This is a genomic window from Novosphingobium sp. PY1 (assembly GCF_017312445.1).
Classification (GTDB): domain Bacteria; phylum Pseudomonadota; class Alphaproteobacteria; order Sphingomonadales; family Sphingomonadaceae; genus Novosphingobium.
Genome location: NZ_BLTI01000004.1, coordinates 240036 through 264778, shown reverse-complemented (window position 1 = coordinate 264778; position 24743 = coordinate 240036). Strand labels below are relative to the sequence as shown.

24 protein-coding genes are annotated in these 24743 nt (G+C 64.8%); 5 read left to right on the top strand and 19 right to left on the bottom strand.

The features are described 5' to 3' along the window. Positions 1-17 precede the first annotated feature (17 nt). The 4 genes from J3474_RS05370 to J3474_RS05355 form a co-directional block, all read right to left on the bottom strand. Complete coding sequence (locus tag J3474_RS05370; protein ID WP_207093594.1) at positions 18-701, bottom strand: glutathione S-transferase family protein; 684 nt, start codon at positions 699-701, stop codon at positions 18-20. Positions 702-739: 38 nt separating this feature from the next. Continuing rightward, positions 740-1285, bottom strand: a complete 546-nt coding sequence (locus J3474_RS05365; protein ID WP_207093343.1) for a glutathione peroxidase — start codon at positions 1283-1285, stop codon at positions 740-742. Positions 1286-1383: 98 nt separating this feature from the next. Beyond that, entirely contained in the window at positions 1384-2037 is a 654-nt protein-coding gene (locus tag J3474_RS05360) for a CoA transferase subunit B (RefSeq protein WP_007012457.1), read from the bottom strand. Then, a complete protein-coding gene (locus J3474_RS05355; RefSeq protein WP_013831824.1) occupies positions 2037-2744 on the bottom strand; it encodes a CoA transferase subunit A in 708 nt (235 codons plus the stop codon). The genes J3474_RS05360 and J3474_RS05355 overlap by 1 nt, the downstream gene beginning before the upstream one ends. 89 nt (positions 2745-2833) lie before the next feature. On the opposite strand from J3474_RS05355, the gene J3474_RS05350 reads away from it, so the two are divergent. The 3 genes from J3474_RS05350 (at position 2834) to J3474_RS05340 (ending at position 7712) form a co-directional block, all read left to right on the top strand. Next, complete coding sequence (locus J3474_RS05350; protein ID WP_013831823.1) at positions 2834-3736, top strand: LysR family transcriptional regulator; 903 nt, start codon at positions 2834-2836, stop codon at positions 3734-3736. 110 nt (positions 3737-3846) lie between these two features. Beyond that, positions 3847-4629, top strand: a complete 783-nt coding sequence (locus tag J3474_RS05345) for a universal stress protein (protein WP_013831822.1) — start codon at positions 3847-3849, stop codon at positions 4627-4629. Between the two features lie 767 nt (positions 4630-5396). After that, positions 5397-7712: a CDC48 family AAA ATPase gene (locus J3474_RS05340; protein WP_013831821.1), complete on the top strand. Its 2316-nt coding sequence runs from the start codon at positions 5397-5399 to the stop codon at positions 7710-7712. A gap of 173 nt (positions 7713-7885) precedes the next feature. On the opposite strand, the gene J3474_RS05335 is transcribed toward J3474_RS05340, so the two are convergent. Further along, positions 7886-9019: a mechanosensitive ion channel family protein gene (locus tag J3474_RS05335; RefSeq protein ID WP_207093593.1), complete on the bottom strand. Its 1134-nt coding sequence runs from the start codon at positions 9017-9019 to the stop codon at positions 7886-7888. Between the two features lie 67 nt (positions 9020-9086). Beyond that, positions 9087-11927 carry a DNA polymerase I gene (polA, locus tag J3474_RS05330; protein WP_013831819.1) on the bottom strand — a complete coding sequence of 947 codons (2841 nt, stop codon included), beginning with the start codon at positions 11925-11927 and terminating at the stop codon, positions 9087-9089. 224 nt (positions 11928-12151) lie between these two features. Here polA and J3474_RS05325 point away from each other — a divergent pair, with 224 nt between their 5' ends. Continuing rightward, positions 12152-12460 carry a hypothetical protein gene (locus J3474_RS05325; protein ID WP_007012464.1) on the top strand — a complete coding sequence of 103 codons (309 nt, stop codon included), beginning with the start codon at positions 12152-12154 and terminating at the stop codon, positions 12458-12460. Between the two features lie 148 nt (positions 12461-12608). Here J3474_RS05325 and J3474_RS05320 read toward each other — a convergent pair whose 3' ends face one another. The 4 genes from J3474_RS05320 to J3474_RS05305 all read right to left on the bottom strand — a co-directional run bounded on the left by J3474_RS05320 (position 12609) and on the right by J3474_RS05305 (position 17489). Continuing rightward, positions 12609-13574, bottom strand: a complete 966-nt coding sequence (locus J3474_RS05320) for a serine hydrolase (RefSeq protein WP_038577529.1) — start codon at positions 13572-13574, stop codon at positions 12609-12611. 375 nt (positions 13575-13949) lie between these two features. Continuing rightward, a complete protein-coding gene (gene groL, locus J3474_RS05315) occupies positions 13950-15599 on the bottom strand; it encodes a chaperonin GroEL (RefSeq protein WP_013831816.1) in 1650 nt (549 codons plus the stop codon). A 45-nt stretch (positions 15600-15644) separates the two neighbouring features. Continuing rightward, on the bottom strand, positions 15645-15932 hold the full coding sequence (groES, locus tag J3474_RS05310; protein WP_007012467.1) for a co-chaperone GroES: 288 nt from the start codon (positions 15930-15932) through the stop codon (positions 15645-15647). Positions 15933-16109: 177 nt separating this feature from the next. After that, positions 16110-17489, bottom strand: coding sequence for an MATE family efflux transporter (locus J3474_RS05305; protein WP_013831815.1), 1380 nt, complete (start codon positions 17487-17489; stop codon positions 16110-16112). A gap of 135 nt (positions 17490-17624) precedes the next feature. On the opposite strand from J3474_RS05305, the gene J3474_RS05300 reads away from it, so the two are divergent. Beyond that, positions 17625-18215, top strand: a complete 591-nt coding sequence (locus J3474_RS05300; RefSeq protein ID WP_242528205.1) for a cytochrome c family protein — start codon at positions 17625-17627, stop codon at positions 18213-18215. A gap of 110 nt (positions 18216-18325) precedes the next feature. Here J3474_RS05300 and J3474_RS05295 read toward each other — a convergent pair whose 3' ends face one another. From J3474_RS05295 to J3474_RS05255, 9 genes are all read right to left on the bottom strand, one after another. After that, positions 18326-18979: a hypothetical protein gene (locus J3474_RS05295; protein WP_242528204.1), complete on the bottom strand. Its 654-nt coding sequence runs from the start codon at positions 18977-18979 to the stop codon at positions 18326-18328. Positions 18980-19056: 77 nt separating this feature from the next. Further along, positions 19057-19527, bottom strand: a complete 471-nt coding sequence (locus J3474_RS05290) for a CYTH domain-containing protein (RefSeq protein WP_013831812.1) — start codon at positions 19525-19527, stop codon at positions 19057-19059. Positions 19528-19534: 7 nt separating this feature from the next. Then, the gene (locus J3474_RS05285) at positions 19535-20446 is read right to left on the bottom strand and encodes a CHAD domain-containing protein (RefSeq protein WP_207093342.1); all 912 of its coding nucleotides are present in this window, start codon (positions 20444-20446) and stop codon (positions 19535-19537) included. A 186-nt stretch (positions 20447-20632) separates the two neighbouring features. Continuing rightward, a complete protein-coding gene (gene rplL / locus J3474_RS05280) occupies positions 20633-21007 on the bottom strand; it encodes a 50S ribosomal protein L7/L12 (protein WP_013831810.1) in 375 nt (124 codons plus the stop codon). Between the two features lie 89 nt (positions 21008-21096). After that, the gene (gene rplJ / locus J3474_RS05275; protein ID WP_013831809.1) at positions 21097-21612 is read right to left on the bottom strand and encodes a 50S ribosomal protein L10; all 516 of its coding nucleotides are present in this window, start codon (positions 21610-21612) and stop codon (positions 21097-21099) included. A gap of 361 nt (positions 21613-21973) precedes the next feature. Further along, complete coding sequence (locus J3474_RS05270; protein WP_013831808.1) at positions 21974-22228, bottom strand: helix-turn-helix transcriptional regulator; 255 nt, start codon at positions 22226-22228, stop codon at positions 21974-21976. After that, entirely contained in the window at positions 22228-22788 is a 561-nt protein-coding gene (locus J3474_RS05265; RefSeq protein WP_013831807.1) for a DUF2975 domain-containing protein, read from the bottom strand. The genes J3474_RS05270 and J3474_RS05265 overlap by 1 nt, the downstream gene beginning before the upstream one ends. Positions 22789-22809: 21 nt before the next feature. Further along, positions 22810-22992 (bottom strand): hypothetical protein, encoded by a 183-nt coding sequence (locus J3474_RS05260; protein ID WP_041558688.1) that lies wholly within the window; start codon positions 22990-22992, stop codon positions 22810-22812. 238 nt (positions 22993-23230) lie between these two features. Next, positions 23231-24379, bottom strand: coding sequence for a hypothetical protein (locus J3474_RS05255; protein WP_207093341.1), 1149 nt, complete (start codon positions 24377-24379; stop codon positions 23231-23233). Positions 24380-24743 lie beyond the last annotated feature (364 nt).

The following is a 24743-nucleotide window of genomic DNA, read 5'->3' as shown; positions in this document are numbered from 1 at the left end:
CGGCCCCTGCGACCGATTCAGCTCTTGCGGTAGTCCGCGACGATCTCGCCGCATTCGGCGAGTTCCGCTTCGTGCGCTTCCTCGCGCCAGGTCTCGGTCAGCGCTTCGGCTTCCCATTGCCGCATGGCCGGATGGTCGAGCACACGATCGACCCATTCCTGCCCGCCGCCCACATCCAGACCATAGGTACGGATGCGGAAGGCTACCGGCGCATAGAAAGCATCGGCCGCAGTGAATTCGGGTCCGGCGAGCCACGGGCCGCCGAAACGCGCCAGCCCTTCCTCGAACATCTCGCGCAGGCGCGCGACGTCCCGGCTGAGCGCTTGCGACATCGGGCGCAGGCGAACACGCACGCCCACGTTCATCGTGCAGTCGTTGCGCAGGGCCGCGAAGCCGCCGTGCATTTCGGCAACGATGCTCTGTGCGAAGGCGCGCGCAGCCTCGTCCTGCGGCCACACGCCGGGGTGACGGTCGGCAAGGTAGAGCGCGATCCCCAGCGAATCCCAGACGGTGCGCTCACCATCGATCAGCGCCGGCACCTGTCCTGTGGGGGAGAAGCTGCGGAATTCCTCGAAGTTCACCGGCTTGGTGAACGGCTCGACGCGGTTCTCGAAAGCGATGCCGAGGGCTTTCATCAGTACCCAGGGCCGCAGCGACCAGCTGGAATAATTGCGGTTGGCGGTGATCAGGACATAGCTCATGCCCCAACCGCTAGGCCGGGGCATGAGCACTTGGCAAGCTACTTCGCGAGTTCGGCTTCGATGGCGCCGACAAGCTCGGGCGCGCCAGGCTCAACGCCCGGAGCAAAGCGGCCGGCGACGCTCCCGTCGCGGGCGATCAGGAACTTTTCGAAGTTCCACAGCACTTCCGGATCCTGCGTCGGCGTCATGCCGAACCCCTTCAGCTTTTCGCGGAATTCCTCGGCGGGACCGACCTTTTCAGGCTGCGCCTCGATCAGCGCGGCATAGAGCGGCTGCTTGCCCTCGCCGGTGACGTCGGCCTTGGCGAAGAGCGGAAAGGAGACGCCGTAGTTGAGCGAGCAGAATTCCATGATCTCCTCATGGCTGCCCGGCTCCTGCGCACCGAAATCGTTGGCCGGGAAGCCGAGGACTTCGAAACCCTTGTCCTTGTATGCGTTGTAGAGCTTTTCCAGCCCCTCGTACTGCGGGGTGAGGCCGCACTTGGAAGCGACATTGACCACGAGCAGGACCTTGCCCTCGTGGTTGGCAAGGCTGTCGCCGGCACCGTCGATGCGCGTCAGCGGAATGGCAGCAAGATCGGTCATCTCCGAATTCTCCCGTGTGGCTTGGTTTGCGATGGGAGATATGCGGCCCCGGCATGACCGCTGCAAGTCATGCCGGGGCAAATGCGCTTAAACTCTTGTCAGACCTCGTACTTGCCCGAGGTCTTGGCCGCCACTTCCTCAGCCGTGACACCAGGCGCGAGTTCCACCAGCTTGAACGGGGAGTTGTGGTCCGGACGCTGGAACACGCACAGGTCGGTGACGATCATGTCCACCACGTTCTTGCCTGTCAGCGGCAGGGTGCAGGCGGGAATGAACTTGGGATCGCCGTTCTTGGAGGTATGCTCCATGACGACGATGATCTTCTTCACGCCGGCGACAAGGTCCATCGCGCCGCCCATGCCCTTGATCATCTTGCCCGGGATCATCCAGTTGGCGATATCGCCGTTCTCGGCCACTTCCATTGCGCCCAGAACGGCCAGGTCGATATGCCCGCCGCGGATCATCGCAAAGCTGGTGGCGCTGTCGAAGAAGGCGGTCTGCGGCAGTTCGCTGACCGTCTGCTTGCCGGCGTTGATCAGGTCGGGGTCGACCTCGTCCGGATAGGGGAACGGCCCGATGCCGAGCATGCCGTTTTCCGACTGCAGGGTGACGGTGACGCCCTTGGGCACGTGGTTGGCGACCAGCGTCGGAATGCCGATGCCCAGGTTGACGTAGAAACCGTCTTCCAGTTCCTGCGCCGCGCGGGCGGCCATCTGGTTGCGATCCCAGCCCTTCTTGGTTTCCTCGGACATCAGGCGGCCTCCCTTTCGCGGGTCGTCGTGAATTCGATCTTCTTGTCGTAGGGCGCGCCAAGCACGAGGCGCTGGACGTAAACGCCGGGCAGGTGGATGTGATCCGGATCGAGCGAGCCGGTCGGCACGATCTCTTCCACTTCGACGATGCAGACCTTGCCGCAGGTTGCGGCGGGCACGTTGAAGTTGCGGGCCGTCTTGCGGAACACGACATTTCCGCTCTCGTCGGCCTTCCACGCCTTGACCAGCGAAAGGTCCGCGAAGATGCCGCGCTCGAGCACGTATTCCTGTCCGTCGAAGTCCATGGTCGGCTTGCCCTCGGCCACCTGGGTGCCGACGCCGGTCTTGGTATAGAAGCCCGGGATGCCCGCGCCGCCCGCGCGCATGCGTTCGGCCAGGGTACCCTGAGGGCTGAATTCGACCTCCAGCTCGCCCGAAAGGAACTGGCGCTCGAACTCCTTGTTCTCGCCCACGTAGGAGGAGATCATCTTCTTCACCTGCCGCGTGCGCAGGAGCTTGCCGATGCCCTCATTGTCGATGCCGGCATTGTTCGAGGCGAAGGTCAGGTCCTTCACCCCGCTGTCGCGCACCGCGTCGAGCAGGCGCTCGGGAATGCCGCAAAGGCCGAAACCGCCGGCGGCGATCAGCAGGCCGTCCCTGAGCAGCCCGTCGAGGGCAGCTTCAGCACTGGGATAGAGTTTGTTCATCGGATCTCCTCTCGCTTGCGCGGCACCCTAGACATGCAATGACATTACGAATAGCGATTGTTTTTTATCTGTTTCGATAAGCAGGCTCTATGAAACGGATTGCGCTCTATCATCTGGAAACGCTCATGTGGATCGACCGCCTGGGCACTTTCGCGGCGGCCGCGCAGCGGCTGAACACGACCCAGCCGGCCATTTCCGCCCGGGTGCGCGAGATCGAGGAGCAACTGGGGCTCTCGCTATTCCAACGCGACGGACGCCGAATGGTTCTCACCGCCCGCGGGCGCAGGCTTGTGCAGGCCTGCGAACCGCTGCGCAGCGGGCTGGAACAGGTACTGCTGGAAGCGAGCGACTTCGCCGGCGCAACGGGCGCGGTGCGCATCGGCTCGGGCGAGATAGCGGCGGCGAGCTGCCTGCCCGCCTTCATCGGCGCAATCGAGCGCGAACGCCCCGGCGTCACCATGGAAATCGACCTCGACCTGACCGCACGCCTGCTCCAGCAGCTTTTGTCGGGCACGCGCGACATCGTCTTTCTTGCCGGTCCGGTAGCCAGCCCCGGGATTCGCACGACGCCGATCGGCTCGGTTGACCTCGCCTGGGTGGCCGGCCCTGCGGTGGCGCGCGCGGGCGGGTTCGCGCAACCGCTGCCGGTCTGGTCACTGCCCGATCACTCGCCGATCCACGCCGTCGCCGTGAACACGCTGGCGGCCCACGGCCTTGCCCCGCGGGCGCTGCATACCTGCAACAACGTGCGCACCATGATCGAGATCGTCTGCAGCGGACGGGGCGCTGCGGTCCTGCCCGAAACCATGGTAAGAGAGCATCTGCAGAGCGGGTCCCTCGTCGAAATCCTGCCGCGGCCCGAACAGAAGGTACATTTCGAGGCGGCGATTCGCACGCGTGAACGCGAGCCCGTCATTCTCGAGCTGTTCGCACGGGCAAGCCGCCTGACAGTGGACGCACATCCGGAACAGGCAGCGCCGATAACGCTTTGAAGAGGAACCGGGCCACCGATCGTGACAGCAAATGCGATTAATGTTTGATCTCGGTCATGGCGGGAGCGTACCTTCCCGCTAAGGTTCGAAAATCAGTGGGAGAAATGGACATGCGCTCGATTCTCGTCAATGCGGACCGCAAGCCGGACAGCGATGTCCGGATCAACACTGCGCTTGACCTGGCACGACGGACCGACGGTCACGTCACCGTCCTCGTCGATACGCCGGTAACCCGCTACATCGCCATGGACCCCATGGGCGGTAGCTACGTGATCTCCGATGCGCTGGAACAAGCGCGCGGCGAAGACGATGCCGCCGCCGAAGCGATCGAGGCGCGCCTCTCGCGCGACGATGTGCCGTTCAATGTCCTGCGCAGCGAGGACGACCCGGTCAACGCCCTGGCCGGTGCGGCCCGCCTGTCCGATCTCGTGATCGTATCGCGCTCGGGCGGACTGGCCGGCGAAGTGGCGCTGATCTCCAGCACTCCGGTTCTCGCCCTGCCCGACGGCAAGGGCCTGGAAGTGCCGATCCGCCGCGCGTGCATCGCCTGGGACGGCGGCGAACAGGCCGCTGCCGCGCTGCGCGCCTCGGTGCCGCTGCTCGCCGACTGCCAGATGGTGAAGTTGATTTCCGTAGCCGAGAAGCCGGGCGGCTATCCCGGCACCGAAGCGCTGCGCTATCTCTCGCGCCACGGCATTCACGCCGAGTTCGAGGAGCACCAGCGTCGCGGCTCGACCGAAGAGACGATCGCAACTGCCGTGGCGCAGAACCATGCCGAACTCCTGGTGATGGGCGCCTACGGCAAGAGCCGGATGCGCGAATTCCTGTTCGGCGGCGTCACCGCCTATTTCCTCAACGAGGCAAAGTCGCCGGCCCTTCTGCTGGTACACTGACCGCCACGCCGGGTCTCTGATCAGACACTTGCCATCGCCCTGGAACCGATCCGGGGTGACGGCATGGGCGGGTCTCCCGCTTACCTGATAATCCGGCCTCCGGCGCAGCCGACGCTTCGGACACCGAAAACGACTCGCTGGCAGCGCCAGGACCCATTGCCTCCTGCTTTCGGTGAGTCGCGGCCTGGTTCAGGTCTTGAACGGGCCATCGGTTCACCCGCGATTCAGTCCCACGAGGCAATAAGCCTGACGATACGGCGACAAGATCCTGAGGTAGCTTAGGAGATATCGCGTCGCAGCAGGAATGCCCAGCGCGCAGCATGCCACCGCCAAAACCTGCAGACATTACAATGGAATATGAAACCTGATTCGAATGTGGTTTCCTGCCATTTCCGGTGCATTACGGCGATTCCTCCAGGGCGCTTGGCTTAATCGCAATCACAATTGAATTTTTTGCATCTCCGGAAATTGCATTTCGCACTTGCACAAAAGGGCGACTGGAGTCATAACGAAACTGCCTTTCAGGCATCCTCTCCCAAAACTTCCACGGCCCGGTCGGTAACGTCCGGGCCTTTTTTTGTCCGCAGTTTGTGAGCGTTACCAAAGAATGGTGCCCGCGAGTGCCGCCTTCGCGCGCGGGAACTTGAGATTGCCACCACCGTTCGTTTGAAATCCCTCGGGGCGATACCTAGCTCAGGATCACTCTCCGAAAAGTCGCGATGTCGACGCGCGACAGACGAGGGAAATGGGCGAAGGAAAGGAATCACATGGCGGACGCCCCACCCCAGGTGGATGAACGGACGGTCAGGCTGCAAGTCGCGGCCGCCCGGCAGGAAGAGAGCGGCCAGGGCATTGCCCGAATGTCGCGCGGATCGCTCTCGGCGATCGGCGCGATGGAGGGCGATGTGCTAGAAATCACCGGCAAGTCGGTGACGGTGGCTCAGGCCGTTCTGGCCTATCCCGAAGACGAAGGGCTCGAAGTCATCCGGCTCGACGGGCTCCAGCGCGTCAATGCCGAAGTCGGTTCGGGCGATCACGTCACGGTCCGCAAGGGCGAATCGCGTCCGGCCCAGCGGGTCGTCTTCGCCCCCGCGCAAAAGGAAATGCGCCTGCAGGGCCCCTCCGCCGCGCTCAAGCGCAACTTCGCGGGCCGTCCGATGGTACAGGGCGACCTTGTCGCCACGACCGGTCAGCAGCAGGTGGCCGACATTCCCCCGCAACTGCGCCGCATGTTCAATGCGCCGGCCTATGCCCTGACGCAGATCCGCCTGAACGTCGTTTCGACCACGCCGCGCGGCATCGTGCACATCGACGAGAATACCGAAGTCGAACTGCGCGAGGTCTTCGAGGAAGCCGAAGCCCGGCGCGGCGACATCAACTACGACGACGTGGGCGGCATGGGCGATACCATCCGCCAGCTGCGTGAAATGGTCGAGCTGCCGCTCCGCTACCCCGAGCTGTTCACCCGACTAGGCGTCGCGCCGCCCAAGGGCGTGCTGCTCCATGGTCCGCCGGGAACCGGCAAGACCCGCCTGGCGCAGGCCGTCGCCAACGAAAGCGAGGCCAACTTCTTTTCGATCAACGGGCCCGAGATCATGGGCTCCGGCTATGGCGACAGCGAGAAGGCCCTGCGCGAGGTGTTCGACGAGGCGACCAAGGCTGCCCCGGCGATTATCTTCATCGACGAGATCGATTCGATCGCGCCCAAGCGCAGCCAGGTCCACGGCGAGGCGGAAAAGCGTCTCGTCGCCCAGCTGCTCACGCTGATGGACGGCCTCAACAGCCGCGCCCACGTGGTCGTTATCGCAGCAACCAACCGGCCCGAGGCGATCGACGAGGCGCTTCGCCGTCCCGGACGCTTCGACCGCGAAATCGTGATAGGCGTGCCCGACGAGAGCGGGCGGCGTGAGATCCTGTCCATTCACACCCGCGGCATGCCGCTGGGCGACAAGGTGGACCTCAAGGAACTGGCGCGTACCACGCATGGCTTCGTCGGTGCCGACCTCGCCGCGCTCGCCCGCGAAGCCGCGATCGAGGCAGTGCGCCGGATCATGCCGCAGATCGACCTCGAAGCGCGCACGATCCCGCCCGAGGTGCTGGAGAACCTCTCGGTCACCCGCGAGGACTTCATCGAGGCGCTCAAGCGCATCCAGCCTTCGGCAATGCGCGAAGTCATGGTGCAGGTGCCCAATATCGGCTGGGCCGATATCGGCGGGCTCGACGAGGCGCAGCTCAAGCTCAAGGAAGGCATCGAACTGCCGCTTAAGAACCCCGAGGCGTTCCACAAGCTGGGCATCCGCCCGGCCAAGGGCTTCCTGCTCTACGGCCCGCCGGGCACCGGCAAGACGCTGCTGGCCAAGGCCGTCGCCAAGGAAGCCGAGGCGAACTTCATCTCGATCAAGTCCTCGGACCTGCTGTCCAAATGGTACGGCGAAAGCGAGCAGCAGATCGCCCGACTCTTCGCCCGTGCCCGCCAGGTTGCCCCCTGCGTCATCTTCATCGACGAGATCGACAGCCTCGTACCCGCCCGCGGTTCAGGCGGCGGTTTCGGCGAACCGCAGGTCACCGCCCGCGTGGTCAACACGATCCTGGCCGAGATGGACGGGATGGAGGAACTGCAGTCGGTCGTCCTGATCGGCGCAACCAACCGCCCGACGCTTGTCGACCCGGCGCTGCTGCGCCCTGGCCGCTTCGACGAGCTGGTCTATGTCGGCACGCCCGACACGGCCGGACGCGAGCACATCCTGGGGATCCATACCTCGAAGATGCCGCTGGCCGAAGACGTCTCGCTGGCAGACATCGCCGAACGGACCGAGCGCTTCACCGGCGCAGACCTGGAAGACGTGGTGCGCCGCGCGGGCCTCATTGCAATCCGCAAGGGCGGCGCCGACGTCCTGTCGGTAAGCATGGCTGACTTCGAGGAAGCCCTGGAAGACAGCCGCGCGACAGTGACAGAGGAAATGGAGAACGAGTATGGCCGCATGAAGGGCGAGTTGAAGAAGCGCGCGATGGAAGTGGCCCCCATCGGCTTCATCACCCCCGGCATGGTGGAATCGACTAGAGACAGGAAACACGGGGACTGATCGGTCCCGGCTCGAAGCTCAGGGAAAGCCCGGTCTGTGCAGGCCGGGCTTTTTCCTTGGGGCCAGGGCCAGGCCAGCTACCCAACTGGCGTCTGCCTATCCGGGCTCTCCGCGCGTTCGCTCGCAAATCCTGGCAGGTGCGGCGCCGGCCAGCCCCTAAGGCAGCAAGCCCCCTAAGGTAGCGAACCCCTGCCCTCACCGGCCATGGCCGCGGCCATCGACGGGCCGGCGGCAAGCTCCACCGGGGCGACCGGCAGGGTGCGGCGGCGAACCAGGGCCTGCGGCATTTCGCGGCGAATCCAGTCGAGCATCGATTCGCGGATTTCGCAGCGCAAGTCGAACAGCGTGGGTCCGTCCTTTGCGCTCATCAGCAGGCGCACCTCGATAGCCTCGTTGTCGCAATCCGTGACCTGCAGCACCTGCGCGCGCTTGTCCCAGAGCCGATGCGCGGCGATCTGCCGGGAATATTCGGCGCGGATCGGCGCGATCTCGGCCCCGTGGTCGAGGTAGATCATGACCGTGCCGAGCAGTTCGGAACTGGTCTTGGTCCAGTTCTGGAAAGTATCCTCGAGAAAACGGTTGGACGGCACCACCAGCCGGCGGTCGTCCCAGACGCGCACGATCACGTAGGTCGTGCGGATATCCTCGATCCGGCCCCACTCGCCGTCGATGATCACCACGTCGTCGATCGCTATCGGCTCGGTCAGGGCCATCTGGAATCCGGCGATGAGAGCCTTGAGTGCGGGCTGGGCCGCCGCGCCGACCGCCAGGGCCGCAAGGCCGGCCGAGGCCATCAGCGTCACCCCGATCTCGCGCACTCCGGGGATCGAGGCGAGCATGCCCGCGACCGTCAGGAAAACGATCAGGAATGTGCCGATGCGGCTGAAGATCGCCAGCCGGGTGCGCCTGCGCCGGGCATTGCGGTTGTCCTCGACCGAGATGTCGTTTCGCAGGATCATCGCCTCGACGAATGCGCGCAGTACCGCAACCGCGATCCAGCCCGTCAGCAGCGGCATGACAAAGCCCGAGAAGCGCGACCAGACCGCATCGAGCACCGGCATCTCGCGCGCGGCCATAACGATGCCCAGCGCCACGAAAGCATAGCGGGTCGGCCGCGCCAGCCGCTTGACGACGATGTCGTCGGCATCGTTGCTGCTCGACCGGGCGACCCGGCGCAGGAGGCGGAAGAGGAACCAGTGGATCACCAGTGCCATGGCAATGCCGATGGCAGCGGCAATCAACGCAAGCAGGGGCTGCTCCGCCCAGAGGGGCAAGGCGACGAGGTTGCGCTCGATGAACTGGATCATCCGCACGAGGGTATGCCGCATTGCAGCATAATCAAGGGCGTAATTTCACGCGCCGCGATGCGGGCGGTCAGTGCGCCGCGCCCCAGCTCGATCCCGAACCGATCTCCACGCCCAGCGGCACGTCCAGCTTGACTGCCGGTTCCGCTGCGCTCGCCATGACCCTTTCGATGACTTGCGAGGCCGCCGCAACATCGGCTTCGGGAAGTTCGAAGACCAGTTCGTCGTGCACCTGCAGCAGCATGCGCACGTGGCCGAGGCCCGCCTGTTCCAGTTCGGGCTGCATGCGCACCATCGCGCGCTTGATGATATCGGCGCATGTACCCTGGATCGGCGCATTGATCGCGGCGCGCTCGCTACCCTGCCGCTCGGCCTGGTTCTTCGAGGTGATGCGCGGGAACCAGGTCTTGCGGCCGAACAGCGTCTCCGAATAGCCGCGCTCGCGCACCTGCTCGAGCGTGTAGGCGATATAGCGCTGGATGCCGGGGAAGCGTTCGAAGTAGCGGTCGATCATGGCCTGCGCCTCGTCGGCCTCGACGCCGAGACGGCCCGCAAGGCCCCAGCGCGAAATGCCGTAGAGGATCGCGAAGTTGATCGTCTTGGCCCGGCCGCGCGTGTCGCGATCGACCGTGCCGAACATCTCCTGCGCCGTGCGCGCGTGGATGTCCTCGCCATTGGCGAAGGCTTCCTTCAGGCTCGGCACGTCGGCCATGAACGCGGCCAGCCGCAGCTCGATCTGCGAGTAGTCGGCCGCGAGCAGGACATTGCCGCTGTCCGCGACGAAGCAGTCGCGGATCTGGCGGCCGATCTCGGTGCGGATCGGAATGTTCTGCAGGTTGGGATCGGTCGAGGACAAGCGGCCGGTCTGCGCGCCGACCAGCGAATAGCTGGTATGAACACGGCCCGTCTTCGGGTTGATGGCTGCCTGCAGCGCCTCGGTATAAGTCGAGCGCAGCTTGGAGAGCTGTCGCCATTCGAGAACCTTGGTCGCGACCTGCGCACCTTCGCCGGCGAGCTTCTCGAGCACCGACTGGTCGGTGGAATACTGCCCCGACTTGCCCTTCTTGCCGCCCTTGTAGCCGAGCTTGTCGAACAGTACTTCGCCCAGCTGCTTGGGGCTGCCGATGGTGAATTCCTGCCCTGCGGCCTCGTGGATCTCGGCTTCGAGCGCGCCGATCGTCTCGGCGAACTGGCTGGAAAGACCGGCCAGCTTCTCGCGGTCGACCTTGATCCCGTGGCGCTCCATCTGCGCGACGACGGGGATCAGCGGGCGATCGACCCGCTCGTAGATGCGGGTGCCGCCTTCTTCGGAGAGACGCGGCTTGAGCACGGTGTGCAGCCGCCAGGTGACGTCGGCATCTTCGGCCGCATAGTGGGTCGCCTTGTCGAGCGGGACTTCGCCGAAGGGGATCGCCTTCTTGCCGGTGCCGCACAGGTCCTTGAACGCCATCGGCTTGTGGCCGAGGTGACGCTCGGACAGTTCATCCATGCCGTGACCGCCGCCGATCCCGTCGATGGAGCGACCGGCATCGAGGCAGAAGCTCTCGATCATCGTATCGTCGACCGGCGCCACGGCGATGCCGTAGCGGGCGAGTACGTTGAGGTCGTACTTGATGTTCTGGCCGACCTTGAGCACCGCATCGTTTTCCAGAAGCGGCTTGAGCGCCTCGATGGCCTTGTCGAGCGGCACCTGCTGCGGCTTTTCGGCGAACATGTCGCTGCCGCCGTGCCCGAGGGGAATGTAGCAGGCCTCGTTCGGCCCGATCGCCAGGCTGACGCCGGTCAGGTCGGCCTGCATGGCATCGAGCGCGGATGTCTCGGTATCGACGGCGACGAGATGCGCCGCGGCTGCCTTGTCCACCCAGGCCTGCAGAGCCTCGAGCGTCTGCACGCATTCGTAGGCGGCATAGTCGAGCGCGGGAAATTCCGGCGGCGACTGGCGCGCGGCGCCTTCGGCGGGACCGGCGCCCGCCGTGACCGGCTTGGCCGGGTTGAGCTGGGTCGCGCGCTCAGGGCTGCCCGCACCGCCATTGAGGCGCTTCAGGAGGCTGGTGAAACCATGCGTCGAGAGGAATGCTGCCAAAGGCTCGGGCGGGATCGCGTCGAGCTTGAAGTCCTCGATCGGCATCGGCAGGTTGCAGTCTTCCTTGAGCGTGACCAGCACCTTCGAAAGGCGGGCCTGCTCGGCCTGTTCGATCAGCCGTTCCTGCAGCTTCGACTTCTTCATCTCGGGCGCAGCAGCCAGCGCCGCTTCGAGATCGCCGTAGTCCTGGATCAGCTTGGTCGCGGTCTTGGGGCCGACGCCATAGACCCCCGGTACGTTGTCCACCGAGTCGCCCATCAGCGCCAGAACATCGCCGACCTTTTCCGGCGGCACGCCGAATTTCTCGACCACCTCGTCGATGTCGATGCGCTGGTTCTTCATCGTGTCCAGCATGTCGATCTTGCCGCCGCCCTTCTCGCAAGTACCGACCAGCTGCATCAGGTCCTTGTCCGAGGAGACGATGGTGACGTTCCAGCCCTGCTCGGCCGCGGCGCGGGCATAGGAGGCGATCAGGTCGTCGGCCTCGAAACCCTGTTCCTCGATGCATGGCAGCGAAAAGGCGCGCGTCGCATCGCGGATCAGCGGGAACTGCGGGCGCAGGTCTTCGGGCGGCGGCGGACGGTTGGCCTTGTATTCCTCGTAGATGTCGTTGCGGAACGACTTGCTCCCGGCATCGAGGATGACGGCCAGGTGCGTCGGCCCGTCTGCCTTGTTGAGATCGTCTGCCAGCTTCCACAGCATCGTCGTGTAGCCGTAGACCGCACCGACCGGCGTGCCTTCCGGGTTCGTCAGCGGCGGAAGGCGGTGATAGGCGCGGAAAATGTAGGCCGAGCCGTCGACGAGATAGAGGTGCTGCTTGGGATCCATGGACAGTCCCCTAGCAGTGCCGAAGCGGGGCGTCAGCAGGCAGGTCGATGAAGGTCGTGAACTTTCTCGGGAACCGCCCGGCCCGATGCGCGTTTTGCCCCGAGTGCTTGAAACGCCGCGTGCCCCCTCCTAATCCATGGGGGACCGGCCCGGTTCAAGATTCCGGGCCTGCTTCGTGGCTTTCGCCATCGGGGTTCAACTTGCCAACGAGGGATTACTGAAAGATGCGCAAGATCGTTATTGCAACCACCGCCGCTGTTGCGGCCCTCTCGCTCGCCGCCTGCTCTGAAAAGACCCAGGACGCGACCGAGGCCGCAGCCTCCTCCGCTGCCGATGACATGAGCGCGATGGCAACCGACGCCGCCGGCGCTGTCGACGATGCGGGCGATGCGATGGCCGGTGCTGCAAACGACGCCGCCGATGCCGCCAAGGATGCCGGTGCAGATGCTGCCGACGCAGCGGGCGACGCCGCATCGAGCGCCGAGCAGGCTGCCAAGGACGCGGAAGCGGAAATGGACAACCACACCAACTGAGCCCGAACGCTCAGTCTGGAGTGACGGCAAAGGCCCGTCGGACTTCGGTCCGGCGGGCCTTTCCTTTTGCCTGGAGCGTCTTGCCGGCCCGGGCGCAATGCGCGCGAAAGCCAGATCCGGATGGACCGGGCCTGCGCCGGCGCATTCCTCAGCGCGAGGCAGTGCGGCGGTAGCTGGAGCTTTCGGTCAGGTAGCCGTCATAGACGGTGCGGGCGATCTGGGCGATGCGCGCCTCGCGGTTGGGGCGGCTGCCCTGCCCGGTCACGTAGATGGCCACGGCGAAGGCATGGCCGTCGGGCGTCTGGATAATGCCGACGTCGCTGGACGTGTTGTTGAGCGAGCCGGTCTTGTGCGAAACGGTCACGCCATCGGGCATCATTGCCGGGATGCGGCGCCGGCCGGTGCGGCAACGGCTCATCGCCCCGAGGATGACGTCGCGGCTTTCCGCTTTCATCCACTTGCCGTCGTAGATGCCGTTCAGAAGCTTCACCATCGCCAGCGGCGTGGCGCTGTCGCGCTTGTCGATCACCTGTGCCGGATCGATCGCGCCGTCATCGCGAACCAGCGTGGCGATGTCGCGATCGAGGTGCCATTCCTCGATCCCCGCGACATTGTGCACCCAGTCGTTCACGGCCTTGGGTCCGCCCACGACCTTGAGCAGGGCGTCGGTCGCGTAGTTGTTGGAGCGGGTTATCATCTGTTCGATGAGATCGCGCGCCGATAGATAGGCGCCGGGCCGAACCGGCGCGATCGGGGTGGAGAACGGCGCCGAGGCGACCGGAACCATCAGCGGGAATTCGCTGGTCAGGCTCCACTTGCCCTTCTCGACACCGGCCAGGAAAGTGGCGGCAATCGCGATCTTGCTGGTGCTGGCCATCGGGAAGCGCTGGTCGCCCAGCACTTCGATGGTGCGGCCAGTCGCAAGATCCACCGCCGCAACGCCGATGCGGCCCTTGGACGCTTCGGCCACCGAGGCCAGCTGCTTTTCGAACTGGGTCGAGTACGTCGGCGGACCGCGCAGCTCCGTCCCGAACAGCGAATCGAACGTCTGGCGTACTTCACCGATATCCTGCACCGTCGCGGTATCGCCCGCATAGGCAGGCGCAAGCGGCATCGTCGACGCCAGCGCCATCGCGGCCGCGGCGGTCAGACGAGTGGCGCCACGCAGGCACCTTGCGATGAATGTGCTAGACCCGGTCATATCTCTTGAAGCCTAAAGCGTCCCAGTTCCGCAAATATGAAGGAAACGGCGGCGAACCGCCAGCCATTCGCGATGAATTGCCGGCATGCTGCGAGTAGTTGCGCAAAGCCGCAGTTTTACGCCGCCTTTGCGACGGATTCGTTCATCTGGGGGAAATGTTGCCGGACCCGCCCGGAACGGCCGCGAGCGGAACCCTTCGCACCTTTTCGCCGCCATGAACCCCAAAGAAAAGGGCCGGGAGGATCGCTCCTCCCGGCCCGTTTTCGTTCGGCAGATGGCCGGGCTGGCTTAGAAGCCGCCCATGCCACCCATGCCGCCCATGCCGCCCATGTCGGGCATCGGCATGGCGGGCTTGTCTTCCTTGGCTTCGCTGATCGCCGCTTCGGTGGTGATCAGCAGGCCGGCGACCGAAGCCGCGTCCTGCAGGGCAGTGCGAACGACCTTGGTCGGGTCGATGACGCCGGCAGCCACGAGGTTCTCGTAGGTGTCGGTAGCCGCGTTGAAGCCCTGGGTCTCGTCGTTTTCACGCAGCAGGTTGCCCGAGACGACCGCACCGTCGAAGCCGGCGTTGCTCGCGATCTGACGAACCGGAGCCATGATCGACTGGCGGATGATGTCCACGCCGCGGGTCTGGTCGTCGTTCTCGCCCTTGAGGCCTTCGAGAGCCTTGGTGGCGTAGAGCAGCGCGGTACCGCCACCGGGGACGATGCCTTCTTCAACGGCAGCGCGGGTAGCGTGGAGAGCGTCGTCGACGCGGTCCTTGCGCTCCTTCACTTCGACTTCCGAAGCGCCGCCGACCTTGATCACGGCAACGCCGCCAGCCAGCTTGGCAAGACGCTCCTGCAGCTTCTCGCGGTCGTAGTCCGAAGTGGTGACTTCGATCTGCGCACGGATCTGCTCGACGCGGGCCTTGATCTCTTCGGCCGAACCCGAACCATCGACGATGGTCGTGTTGTCCTTGTCGATCGTGACCTTCTTGGCTTCGCCCAGCATGTTGAGCGTCACGTTCTCGAGCTTGATGCCGAGGTCTTCCGAGATCATCTCACCGGCGGTCAGCGTGGCGATGTCGCCCAGCATGGCCTTGCGGCGATCGCCGAAGCCCGGAGCCTTGACGGCAGCAACCTTGAGGCCGCCGCGCAGCTTGTTGACCACCAGAGTGGCCAGGGCTTCGCCTTCGATGTCCTCTGCGATGATCAGCAGGGGACGGCCCGACTGAACAACGGCTTCGAGGATCGGAAGCATCGCCTGCAGGTTCGACAGCTTCTTTTCGTGGATCAGGATGTAGGGATTGTCGAGTTCGACAGTCATCTTGTCCGGGTTGGTGACGAAGTAGGGCGACAGGTAGCCGCGGTCGAACTGCATGCCTTCGACGACATCGAGTTCGAATTCGAGGCCCTTGGCCTCTTCCACGGTGATCACGCCTTCCTTGCCGACCTTTTCCATGGCTTCGGCGATCTTCTCGCCGACTTCACGGTCGCCATTGGCCGAGATCACGCCGACCTGGGCGATTTCCGCGTTGCCCGAGACGTCCTTCGAACGGCTCTTGAGGTTCTCGACGACCTTGGTCACGGCGAGGTCGATACCGCGCTTGAGGTCCATCGGGTTCATGCCGGCAGCAACCGACTTCATGCCTTCGCGAACGATCGCCTGGGCAAGAACGGTAGCGGTAGTGGTGCCGTCACCGGCCGCGTCGTTGGCCTTCGAGGCCACTTCGCGGATCATCTGCGCGCCCATGTTCTCGAACTTGTCCTTGAGTTCGATTTCCTTGGCGACGGTGACGCCGTCCTTGGTGATGCGCGGAGCGCCGAAGCTCTTCTCGATGACGACGTTGCGGCCCTTGGGGCCCAGGGTCACCTTGACGGCATTGGCGAGGGTGTCGACACCGGCGAGAATGCGCTCGCGGGCGTCGCGCGAGAACTTTACGTCCTTGGCTGCCATTGTAGAATTCCTTTTAGAATATCAGATGGATGGTTGCGTACAGGCTCAGGCGATGACGCCGAGAATGTCGCTTTCCTTCATGATCAGCAGGTCTTCACCGTCGACCTTGACTTCGGTGCCGGACCACTTGCCGAAGAGCACGCGATCGCCGACCTTGACGTCGAGCGGGGTAACCGTACCGTTTTCGGCGCGGGCGCCGTTGCCGGCAGCGACCACTTCACCCTCTGCGGGCTTTTCCTTGGCGCTGTCGGGGATGATGATGCCACCGGCCGTCTTTTCTTCGGCCTCAACGCGGCGCACGAGAACTCGATCGTGCAGCGGGCGGAAAGTCATTGGATACTCCCTAATCCTATGAGCAAGAATCTGGAATTGGCACTCCCGCTCTGAGAGTGCCAACGGCGGGGATATGGTCTCGCGCCCCGGAGGCGTCAAGCGGCTCGATGCTAAAAAATTTGCAAGCCGTTCCCGGAATCGGACGCAACCGCGCTCCGGCGGGGCGAAATGCCTGCGTTACGCGGGCACGAGACCGAAGCGATCGCGCCAGTGCCAGCGGGCGAGCAGCAGTATCGCCGCCACGGTCAGGCCGACGGCGAGGCCGATCCAGACGCCCACCCCTTCCAGCGGGGTCCAGAACGCAAGGACCACCGAAACCCCGAAACCGGCTGCCCAATAGCCGAAGATGGCGATGGTCATCGGCACCCGGGTGTCCTGGATGCCGCGCAGCGCCCCCGCGCCTACCGCCTGCAGTCCGTCGGTCAGCTGGAAGATTGCGGCGACGAACAGGTAGCGCAGGGCAAAGGCGATCAGCGCCGCATTCGCGGGCGCCGACACGTCGATGTAGGCCGAGAGGATCAGCTTCGGGAACGCCAGCATCGCGCCGGCCGAGGCCGAGGTGAACGCCAGACCGATGATGATCGCCGCCCAGCCGGCATGGCCGATGGCGAGGCGATTGGCCGCACCGTAGTGATAACCGACCCGGATCGTCGCGGCCTGGCCGATGCCGAACGGCACCTGGAAAGCGAAGGAAGCGATCTGCAGCGCAAGGGTGTGCGCGGCCAGTTGCGCCTCGCCGATGCGGCCCATCAGGAAGGCCGCCCCGCTGAACAGGCCGCCTTCCGCAATCAGCGTCAGCGCGATCGGCAGCCCGAGCGCGAGAATCTGGCGCAGGCGGCTCCACTCCGGCCGCCACCAGCGACCGAAGATGTGGAAGCGTCGCAGGTTGCGGTCCCGCGCGATTGCGATGGAGTAGGCCAGCACCGCAATGCAGGCGGTGATGATGCTCGACAGTGCCGAGCCCGTCAGCCCCAGAGCCGGCGCCCCGAAATGGCCGAAGACCAGCGTATAGTTGCCCAGCGCATTCACGAGGATCGACAGCGCGGTGATCAGCGTCGCGAAAACCGGCCGCCCGAGCGCCGAAACGAAGGTGCGCAGCACGTTGGACACCGCCATCGGCGTCATTGCGATCGACACGATCACGAGAAAATGGCCCGCAAGCGCAGAGACTTCGGGGTCCTGACCGGTCGCCAGCATCAGCCACTCACCCTTCAGGCTGACGAGAAATCCGGCGATGCCGAGAATGACCGCCACCCACAGCGCCATGCGCGTCGAGCGACGCACTTCGCGCACTGCATTGCTGCGCCGCCCCAGTTCGGCGGCGATCAGCGGCGCGACCGCACTGGTCACCCCGTTCAGCCCCATCATCATTACTGCGATCAGAGCGATGGCAAGGCTCGACGCGGCAAGCGCCTGCTGGCCGAGCCGCGCCACGAAAATGACGTCGGTGGCAAAGACTGCCATCTGCAGCAGGTTGGCCAGCGCCAAGGGGCCCGCAAGACGCAGGGTGGCGCGCAATTCGCTGCGCAGAGTCGAGGAGCGGACCAACTTCGTCATTGCGGAGCGGCGCGATAGGCCGAGCGGCCAAACAACGGAAGCAAATTCCCATGGCAAGGCATTCTCGCGCCGGCTTGCGCAAGCTTTCATTCCCCGGATCAGTGCGATACGAATGCCCGCGAAGGAGAAATTTCAATGCGTTCCAGCTTCCTGCTTGCCATTGCCCCTATGACGCTGCTCGCCGCATGCGGCGGCTCCGAGACCGAAGCCACGACCGATACCGCAACTCAGGACGCCGGGAGCGAACCGGCGCAACAGGCATCGAGCGAGGAAGCGGCTATCGCATCCGCAACGCCGGACGCTGCAACGCCGGACGCTGCCATGCAGAAGGATTCCATCCCTGAAGTGGCAGAAACGGCCAAGCCGCAAGCCGAAGCGAAGGCAACCGCGGCAGCACCTGCCGCCAAGATGGTATCGGCTGCGGCCACGGCGCCCGCCACGCCGCCCCCCTCCTTCACGCAGTGCAAGGTCTGCCACTCGGTCGAACCCGGCAAGAACGGCGTTGGCCCGACCCTTTTCGGCATCGTCGGCAGCAAGGCCGGTGAGGTCGCAGGCTACAACTTCTCGCCTGCACTTGCGAAGTCCGGGATCACCTGGAACCGCAGTACGCTGGACACCTGGTTGTCGGGTCCGCTCAAGATGGTTCCCGGCACCAAGATGGTCATCAGCCAGCCCGATGCCGCCAAGCGCAAGGAAATCATCGACTATCTCGAGACGCTGAAATAAGTCTCGCGGGCACGGGTCATTTCCCGATGAAAAGAGGGGCGGCGCGGAAGGGTTCCGGGCCGCCCCTTTTCAGTCGGGACACATTGCTTGCAGGGGCCTTGCGGGGGACTTCAGACTTTCTGGCCGAGTGCTTCGGGCGCCTTGGCCGGCGCTTCGGCCTTGGCGGGAATAGCGGCGGGCATCGCCGAACCGCTCGCATCGGCGGCATCGCAGGCGTCGGATGCCGCCTGGACCATCTTCGGGGCGGTGCCCGAACCCTCGGAGCTATAAGACACGGTGCGGGTGCAGCCGTCTGCACTCGTCGTGGATGAATAGTAGGTCACGTGCATGCCCTGCGGCATGTCACCGACCATGGTGAAGCCGGGCGCGGCATTGCCGGCAACCGCAGGTGTCGCCGCTGCCTGCGCCTGCATCTGCGCGGCCTGCCGCTGCATGAGCGCGGCCCGCTGCATGAGCGCGGCCCGCTGCATCATCGCATCCATGATGGCCGAGATGCGCTCCATGCCGGCGAAGGGATCCGCCATGAGCATCGGCTCTGGATCGGCGCTGGCCGGATAGGCCCGAAGGGCGGAGACGTCCCGATCGACCGGGACGATTTCCACCTTGGGCACAATATCGCCGGTGTACTGGACATGGACCACCGCGCCATCGGGCGCTTCGACCTTCATCGAATGGAGCCTTGCCGTGGCGGCTTCTGCAACGCCGGCGCCAAGCACCGCCAGGATCGCGGCGCCGATCACATAATTGCGGGGGGCAATTCGCATTGAGGGATCTCCTGTGACTCAACCCGTTGCGAAGATGAAACTTATCCCCTCAACCTGAACCGCAGATTACCCGATGCTCAGCCGCCCTGTGCGAGCGCCGCGTTGCTGTAGCGCGGGTCCGATGTCACCTCGCGCCCGATCCATTCCGGCAGATCCACTGCTTCCTCGGCAGAGCCCAGCTCGATCTCGGCTAGGACCAGTCCTTCGTGCTCGCCGGCAAAGACGTCGATCTCCCAGGTCCGCCCGCCACCGGCCGGAACGAGGTGGCGTACCTTGTCGATGATCAGGCCGCGCCTCAGCTCCAGCATCGCCCGCGCATCCTCGAGCGGCACCTGGTATTCGAACTCGGAGCGCGAAAGCGCCTTGCCGCCCGCCTTACCCCGGGACTTGATCGTCAGCTTGGCCCGATCCTCGTCGATGATGCGGATTCGCACGCCCGCCTTTCCGCCATTGGACAGGTAAGCCTGGCGGATGCGCTTCTTCGCGACGACCGCGCCGCGCCAGCCTTCGCCCTCGACCAGGAACTTGCGTTCGATCTCGATTGCCATGGCCCGCTCAGTCCCTCTTGTGCGCGGTCCCGGCGCGCCAGATCTGCCACAGGGACCACCAATACCCCTCGAGGTGCTCGGCCGACTGCGCGAGGATCCGCTCGATCAGGGGTTTGCTCGCCCGTTCGAGCGTCTCGCGACGCTCCAAGGCGAGCAACTGCAGACTGGCCACCGCATGAGGATGCGCGCCACCGGCGTGAAGTTCGACCAGCCTCCGCTCGAAAACGGCAATGTCGTGATGGAGCCCCAGATTATCGGCCAGCAGGCTGAGTTGGGCCGCCCGCGCATTCATGATCTCGGGCCAGATCTGCACCAGCAGGCGCGTGTGATACCAGTGGTATTTCATGCGCTTACGCAGTTCATGGAAGTTTGCCGCGCTCGGATCGGCCGCCGCAACTTGCGCTGCCTTGCCAGCGCGGTGAAGAACCTTGCTCAGCCCTGCGCCGATCGCGTCCCAGCCCTTTTCCTCGACTGACCAGTCTGCGGCCTGCTCACGGCTCTCTTCAAGCAGGACCCGCACCTTTTCGAGATGGGCGTCTTCGACCTCGCCCTGCACGAGCCCGCTTCCCGCCGCTTCCAGCTCTTCCAGCACCGGTGCGAACATGTCCTGCCCCTGATCCCCCGGGGCATGCTCGATCAGCATCCTGCAGGTATCGGCCACGACCTTGGCATCGCGCGAGCCCGCCATGAGCCTGGCCATGTCCCGGAAACGAGTATTTTCAGTCGCATAGTCGGGAAACGCCGGCCGCACGAGGCGGATCAGCGCGCGGATCTTCTTGCAGGACTTGCGCACTTCGTGCGTGGCAACGGCCGCAGGTTCATGCTCGATCGCACTGAGCGCGCGGGCTGCCTGCTCGCGCGCGATGCGGCGCACGGCATGTTCCACCGAGCTGTCCCTGGCTTTGAAGCGGTAGGCCATGCGTCCCTTCAGCTGCCACGTGGGCGGGGATCGACCATGCCAAGAATCATGACGAAAGGGAACCGTGGTTGCCTTTCGCGGCGCGCGACATTGCCGGGACAGCGAGCAGAACGGCGCGCAAAGGAAAAGGGCGGCCCCAATGGAGCCGCCCTTCCCTGTTTCGTTCCGAAAAATCCGGAAAGAAGATTACTTGAGCTCGACGGTGCCGCCGGCTTCTTCGATCTTCTTCTTGATCTCTTCGGCTTCAGCCTTGTTGACGCCTTCCTTGACGGGCTTGGGAGCGCCTTCAACGAGAGCCTTGGCTTCAGCGAGGCCCAGGCCGGTGATGGCGCGGACTTCCTTGATGACCTGGATCTTCTTGCCACCGTCGCCGGTGAGGACGACGTCGAATTCGGTCTTCTCTTCAACGGCAGCGGCTTCGCCACCGGCCGGAGCAGCGGCAACGGCCACGGCAGCAGCGGCGCTCACGCCCCATGCTTCTTCGAGAGCCTTGGCGAGGTCAGCGGCCTCGAGGACGGTCAGCTGCGACAGTTCTTCAACAAGCTTGGCGATATCGGCCATGATAATTAACTCCTGATCTGTGGTCCCGCCGGTGCCTCATGCAACCAGGCGGGATAAATCGTTTCGAATCGAATTGCTTCGACTTGCGCTCAGGCAGCGTCCTTGGCGGCGTAGGCGCCGAAGACACGGGCCAGCTTGGCCGCCGGAGCGGTCGAAAGCTGGGCGATCTTCGTGGCCGGAGCCTGGACGAGACCGATGAGCTTGGCGCGCAGTTCGTCGAGCGAGGGCATCGAGGCGAGAGCCTTGACGCCGTCCGCGTTCAGAACCTGCGAACCCATCGCGCCGCCGACGATCTCGATCTTGTCGGTCGTCTTGGCGAAATCGACGACGGCCTTGGCGGCTGCGACGGGGTCCACCGAAGTGGCGATGGCCGTCGGGCCGGTCAGGAAGTCGCCGATACCGACGTAGTCGGTGTCCGCGATGGCAAGCTTGGCAAGACGGTTCTTCGCAACCTTGTAGGACGCACCGGCTTCACGGATCTTGTTGCGCAGTTCGGTGGACTGGGCCACCGACATGCCGAGGTTGCGGGTGATGACCACCACGCCGACCTCGTTGAAGACCGCGTTGAGCTGGGCGACCGATTCGGCTTTCTGCGAACGATCCATGCCTTACTCCTTCACATGTGACCGCTTGGGGGTTTCGCCCCGCACGGCCGGCTACGTTTGTCCGAAGCGCAAAAGCACTTCGGGCGAGTCCGTTGTCGATGGGGAAGGAGTTCTCGTGCCGAAGCACGATCTGGGCACCACGCTTCGAAAAGGAGCGAGGGGCCGGAAAATTTCCTGTTCCCCGTCTAGGCTGGAAATTAAGCCGCAAAACGGCACCAACTGTCTCGGACGGATGATCGACAGGCGCAGGGCCTGCCGGTCGGAGCGGGCCATTGGCCGATTTGCACCGGAGAGTCAAGCAAAGCCGTGCGGCGCCGGACGGGGAAGTCGGGCGCCGCGCCGTTCTTGCGGATGGGTGGCCTCAGGCCTCCGAGGACGCCCCCGCGCCGACCGGCTCGTACCCCAACAGGTCCCCGGGCTGGCACTCCAGCTCGCGGCAGATCGCCTCGAGCGTGGAGAAACGGATCGCCTTGGCCTTGCCGGTCTTGAGGATCGAGAGGTTGGCCAGGGTAATGCCGATGCGCTCTGCCAGCTGCGTCAGGGTCATGCGGCGGGCGTAGAGCAGGTCATCGAGACGAACCACGATAGTGCCCCCATCGACTGTATCCTCGGGCATTAGACGGTTCCTTCCAGCTCGGCGCGCATCTCGGCGCCCTTACGGAAGACACGGGCAAGAATGAAGAGAATCAGCATCAGCAGCAGGCCATTGCCGTCGACCCCGCCATCGATCTGGAAATCGCCCTTGTCGGCGCCTACGCCTTCGGTGACCTTGTGGATCCACGTGCCGAGCCCGGAGATCGGCAGGCTGACAAGCTGCACCGCGAGCGAAAGCCACGCCATCCGGGTCAGCCGCGTCGCGTTGTCGGGCACGAAGGGATCGCCCTGCCCGACCGTATCAACGATGCGCTTGAGGTGCAGCAAGATCATGCCCAGCATCGCGAGCAGCGCGATGGCGAGGGCTAGCACCAGCTCCAGCAGCCAGCGGAACTGCACGAAATCGAAGCCAGGAGCATCCTTGCCCAATTCGACGGAGATCTGTCCGGGAAAGGCGAAGAGGCCGATCATTCCCGCCAGGCACCCCGCGGCGCCCACGCCCATCGCGACCATCAGGAAGTAAAGGATCCCCTTGGCGATCGACAGGAGGGGATCGTTGGCGAGGCGGGTGATGGCGTTCATGTCGGCAACCTCCTTTTCAGATCACATCAGCGTCGGCGCGACATAGCCGACGACGATCGCATCACCCCGGACGGAAGCGGCGGCTTGCACCGTGGCAGCCTGCGACGGGCTCGACAGGGTGGGGACCCAGAAGGCAGCCATGAAGGTAAGGGCCATGACGACGGCTGCGGGACGGGATGCGGCTTGCACGTTGTAAGTGGTCATTGTTCGTTCTCCGATATGTTCAATATCGATAATCAATAATTTTACACCGCCTTATTGTCAAACAATAATATTGAAAAACGATAATTCACTCATCGAATTACGGAAAAACAAGGACCTCAAGCCCGGCCTGGCGGCGGCAGCGCCTGGACCCGCGCGCCGAAAGCACGCGAAAAAACGGGGCGACTCGCTGGGAGTCGCCCCGTCGTCACCGGCCGCCCGAGGGATTGGCGGCTGGCGATCAGGCCTCGACCAGTGGGGGCGTAGGGGTGGAGGGTTTGGTCGCAGGCCGGTAGGTGCGCCAGTCGAAGGACTGGGCCATTCCCTGCTTTTGCAGGTGTTCGCGGTGCTGGAGCTGGATCCGCGCGCGGCGCAAGCGAGCCTTGCGCGAGGTGAAGGGGTTGCCGGCGTCCGGCGGCGCCGCTGCCATGCTTTCGAGCAGTTCGCGGCGCTCCTCACCGGTCGGAACCGGTCCGCTGTCTGCGACCGGGGCCTGGACCTTGCGCTCGAGCGGGCGACTTGCCGGGGCGGTCGCAGCAGGACTTCCCATGGCCGCCGAACCACCGGCCGTCATGGCCGCAGCCCTCGAAGCGTTCGACGCCGAAGCGGCAGCAGAGGCCGAGGCCGGGCGATAGGCGGCAGCGGGCTTGTACGACCCGGGCAAAGGCTCACGCGAGCGAGGCTGGCAAACCCGCTTGCGGCGCGAACGCATGGCCATGATGCCCGCACCGGCTATGCCTGCCGCGGCAAGCAGGCCGAGAATCCCCTCGACGGGCAAGTCGCCGCCGTCATCGGCCGGGGGCGTATCGATCGCAGCGCCGGCATCGACACCGGCATCGGCATCGGCAGGCGGGACCGTACCGAGCGGCGAGGCCGGCACCGGGTCTGCAACATCGCCCTGCGCAAGCGCGCCGTCGGCGGCCGTACCGACCCGGCCTTCGCTGGGCACGGCAACCGGCTCCGCGGCGCGGCCTCGGCTTGCGCCGCGCGCGTTCGGTTCGCTTGCCGTCGTGCGCTGGGCCTGGCTGCGCTCTTCGGGCGCGGCATCCGCTGGACCGTTCGCAGCTGCGGAACTGGCGGTCGTGGTCTCGGGCTCAACCACGGGCGCCACCGGCATAACTGCCGGCTGCGGAACCGATGCATCCCGTGCCGGCTGCGCCTGCGGGAGCACGATGCCAGGCTGGACCGCAGGCGGCTGCTCGGCTGAGTTCGTGACCGGGGCCGCCGATCTCGATGCGTCGACGGGCGAAGCGGTGTTCACGTCCTGCGGCAGGCTCAGCGCGGGCGCGGACGCCCCACTGTCCTGCGCCAGGACCGGCGTGGAACCAAGCGCCAGGACAGCGGCAACCGCCGTCAGGGCGCGGGGCGAACGTGTGCGTACTTCTGTCATGCCCGGTACAATGCGCGCCGACTTGAAAGAGTTACCGTCAAGACCGCCAATATAGGACAAGTCGACAGGCCAAATGCGACGAATTGATACTTGGACGGTCAGACACTGTAGTTGCCCTGTCAGCGCATGACAGTGCGTTCATTTGACGTTCACCGGAAAATCGCAGCCAACGCGTGAATATCGCATCGGATCAACGCCATGAATGCTCCACCGGTCGCTCGCGCACCGCAAATCCACCTGCCCCCGCTTCGCCTTCGCGAGGTGGCCATGGGATCGTTTGACAGTGCAGGGGCGCACTCCTATATGCACACCTCGCTCGGCGCTTCGAGCAAGGCGGGTCCATGCGCGGGGACACGTCCAGGAA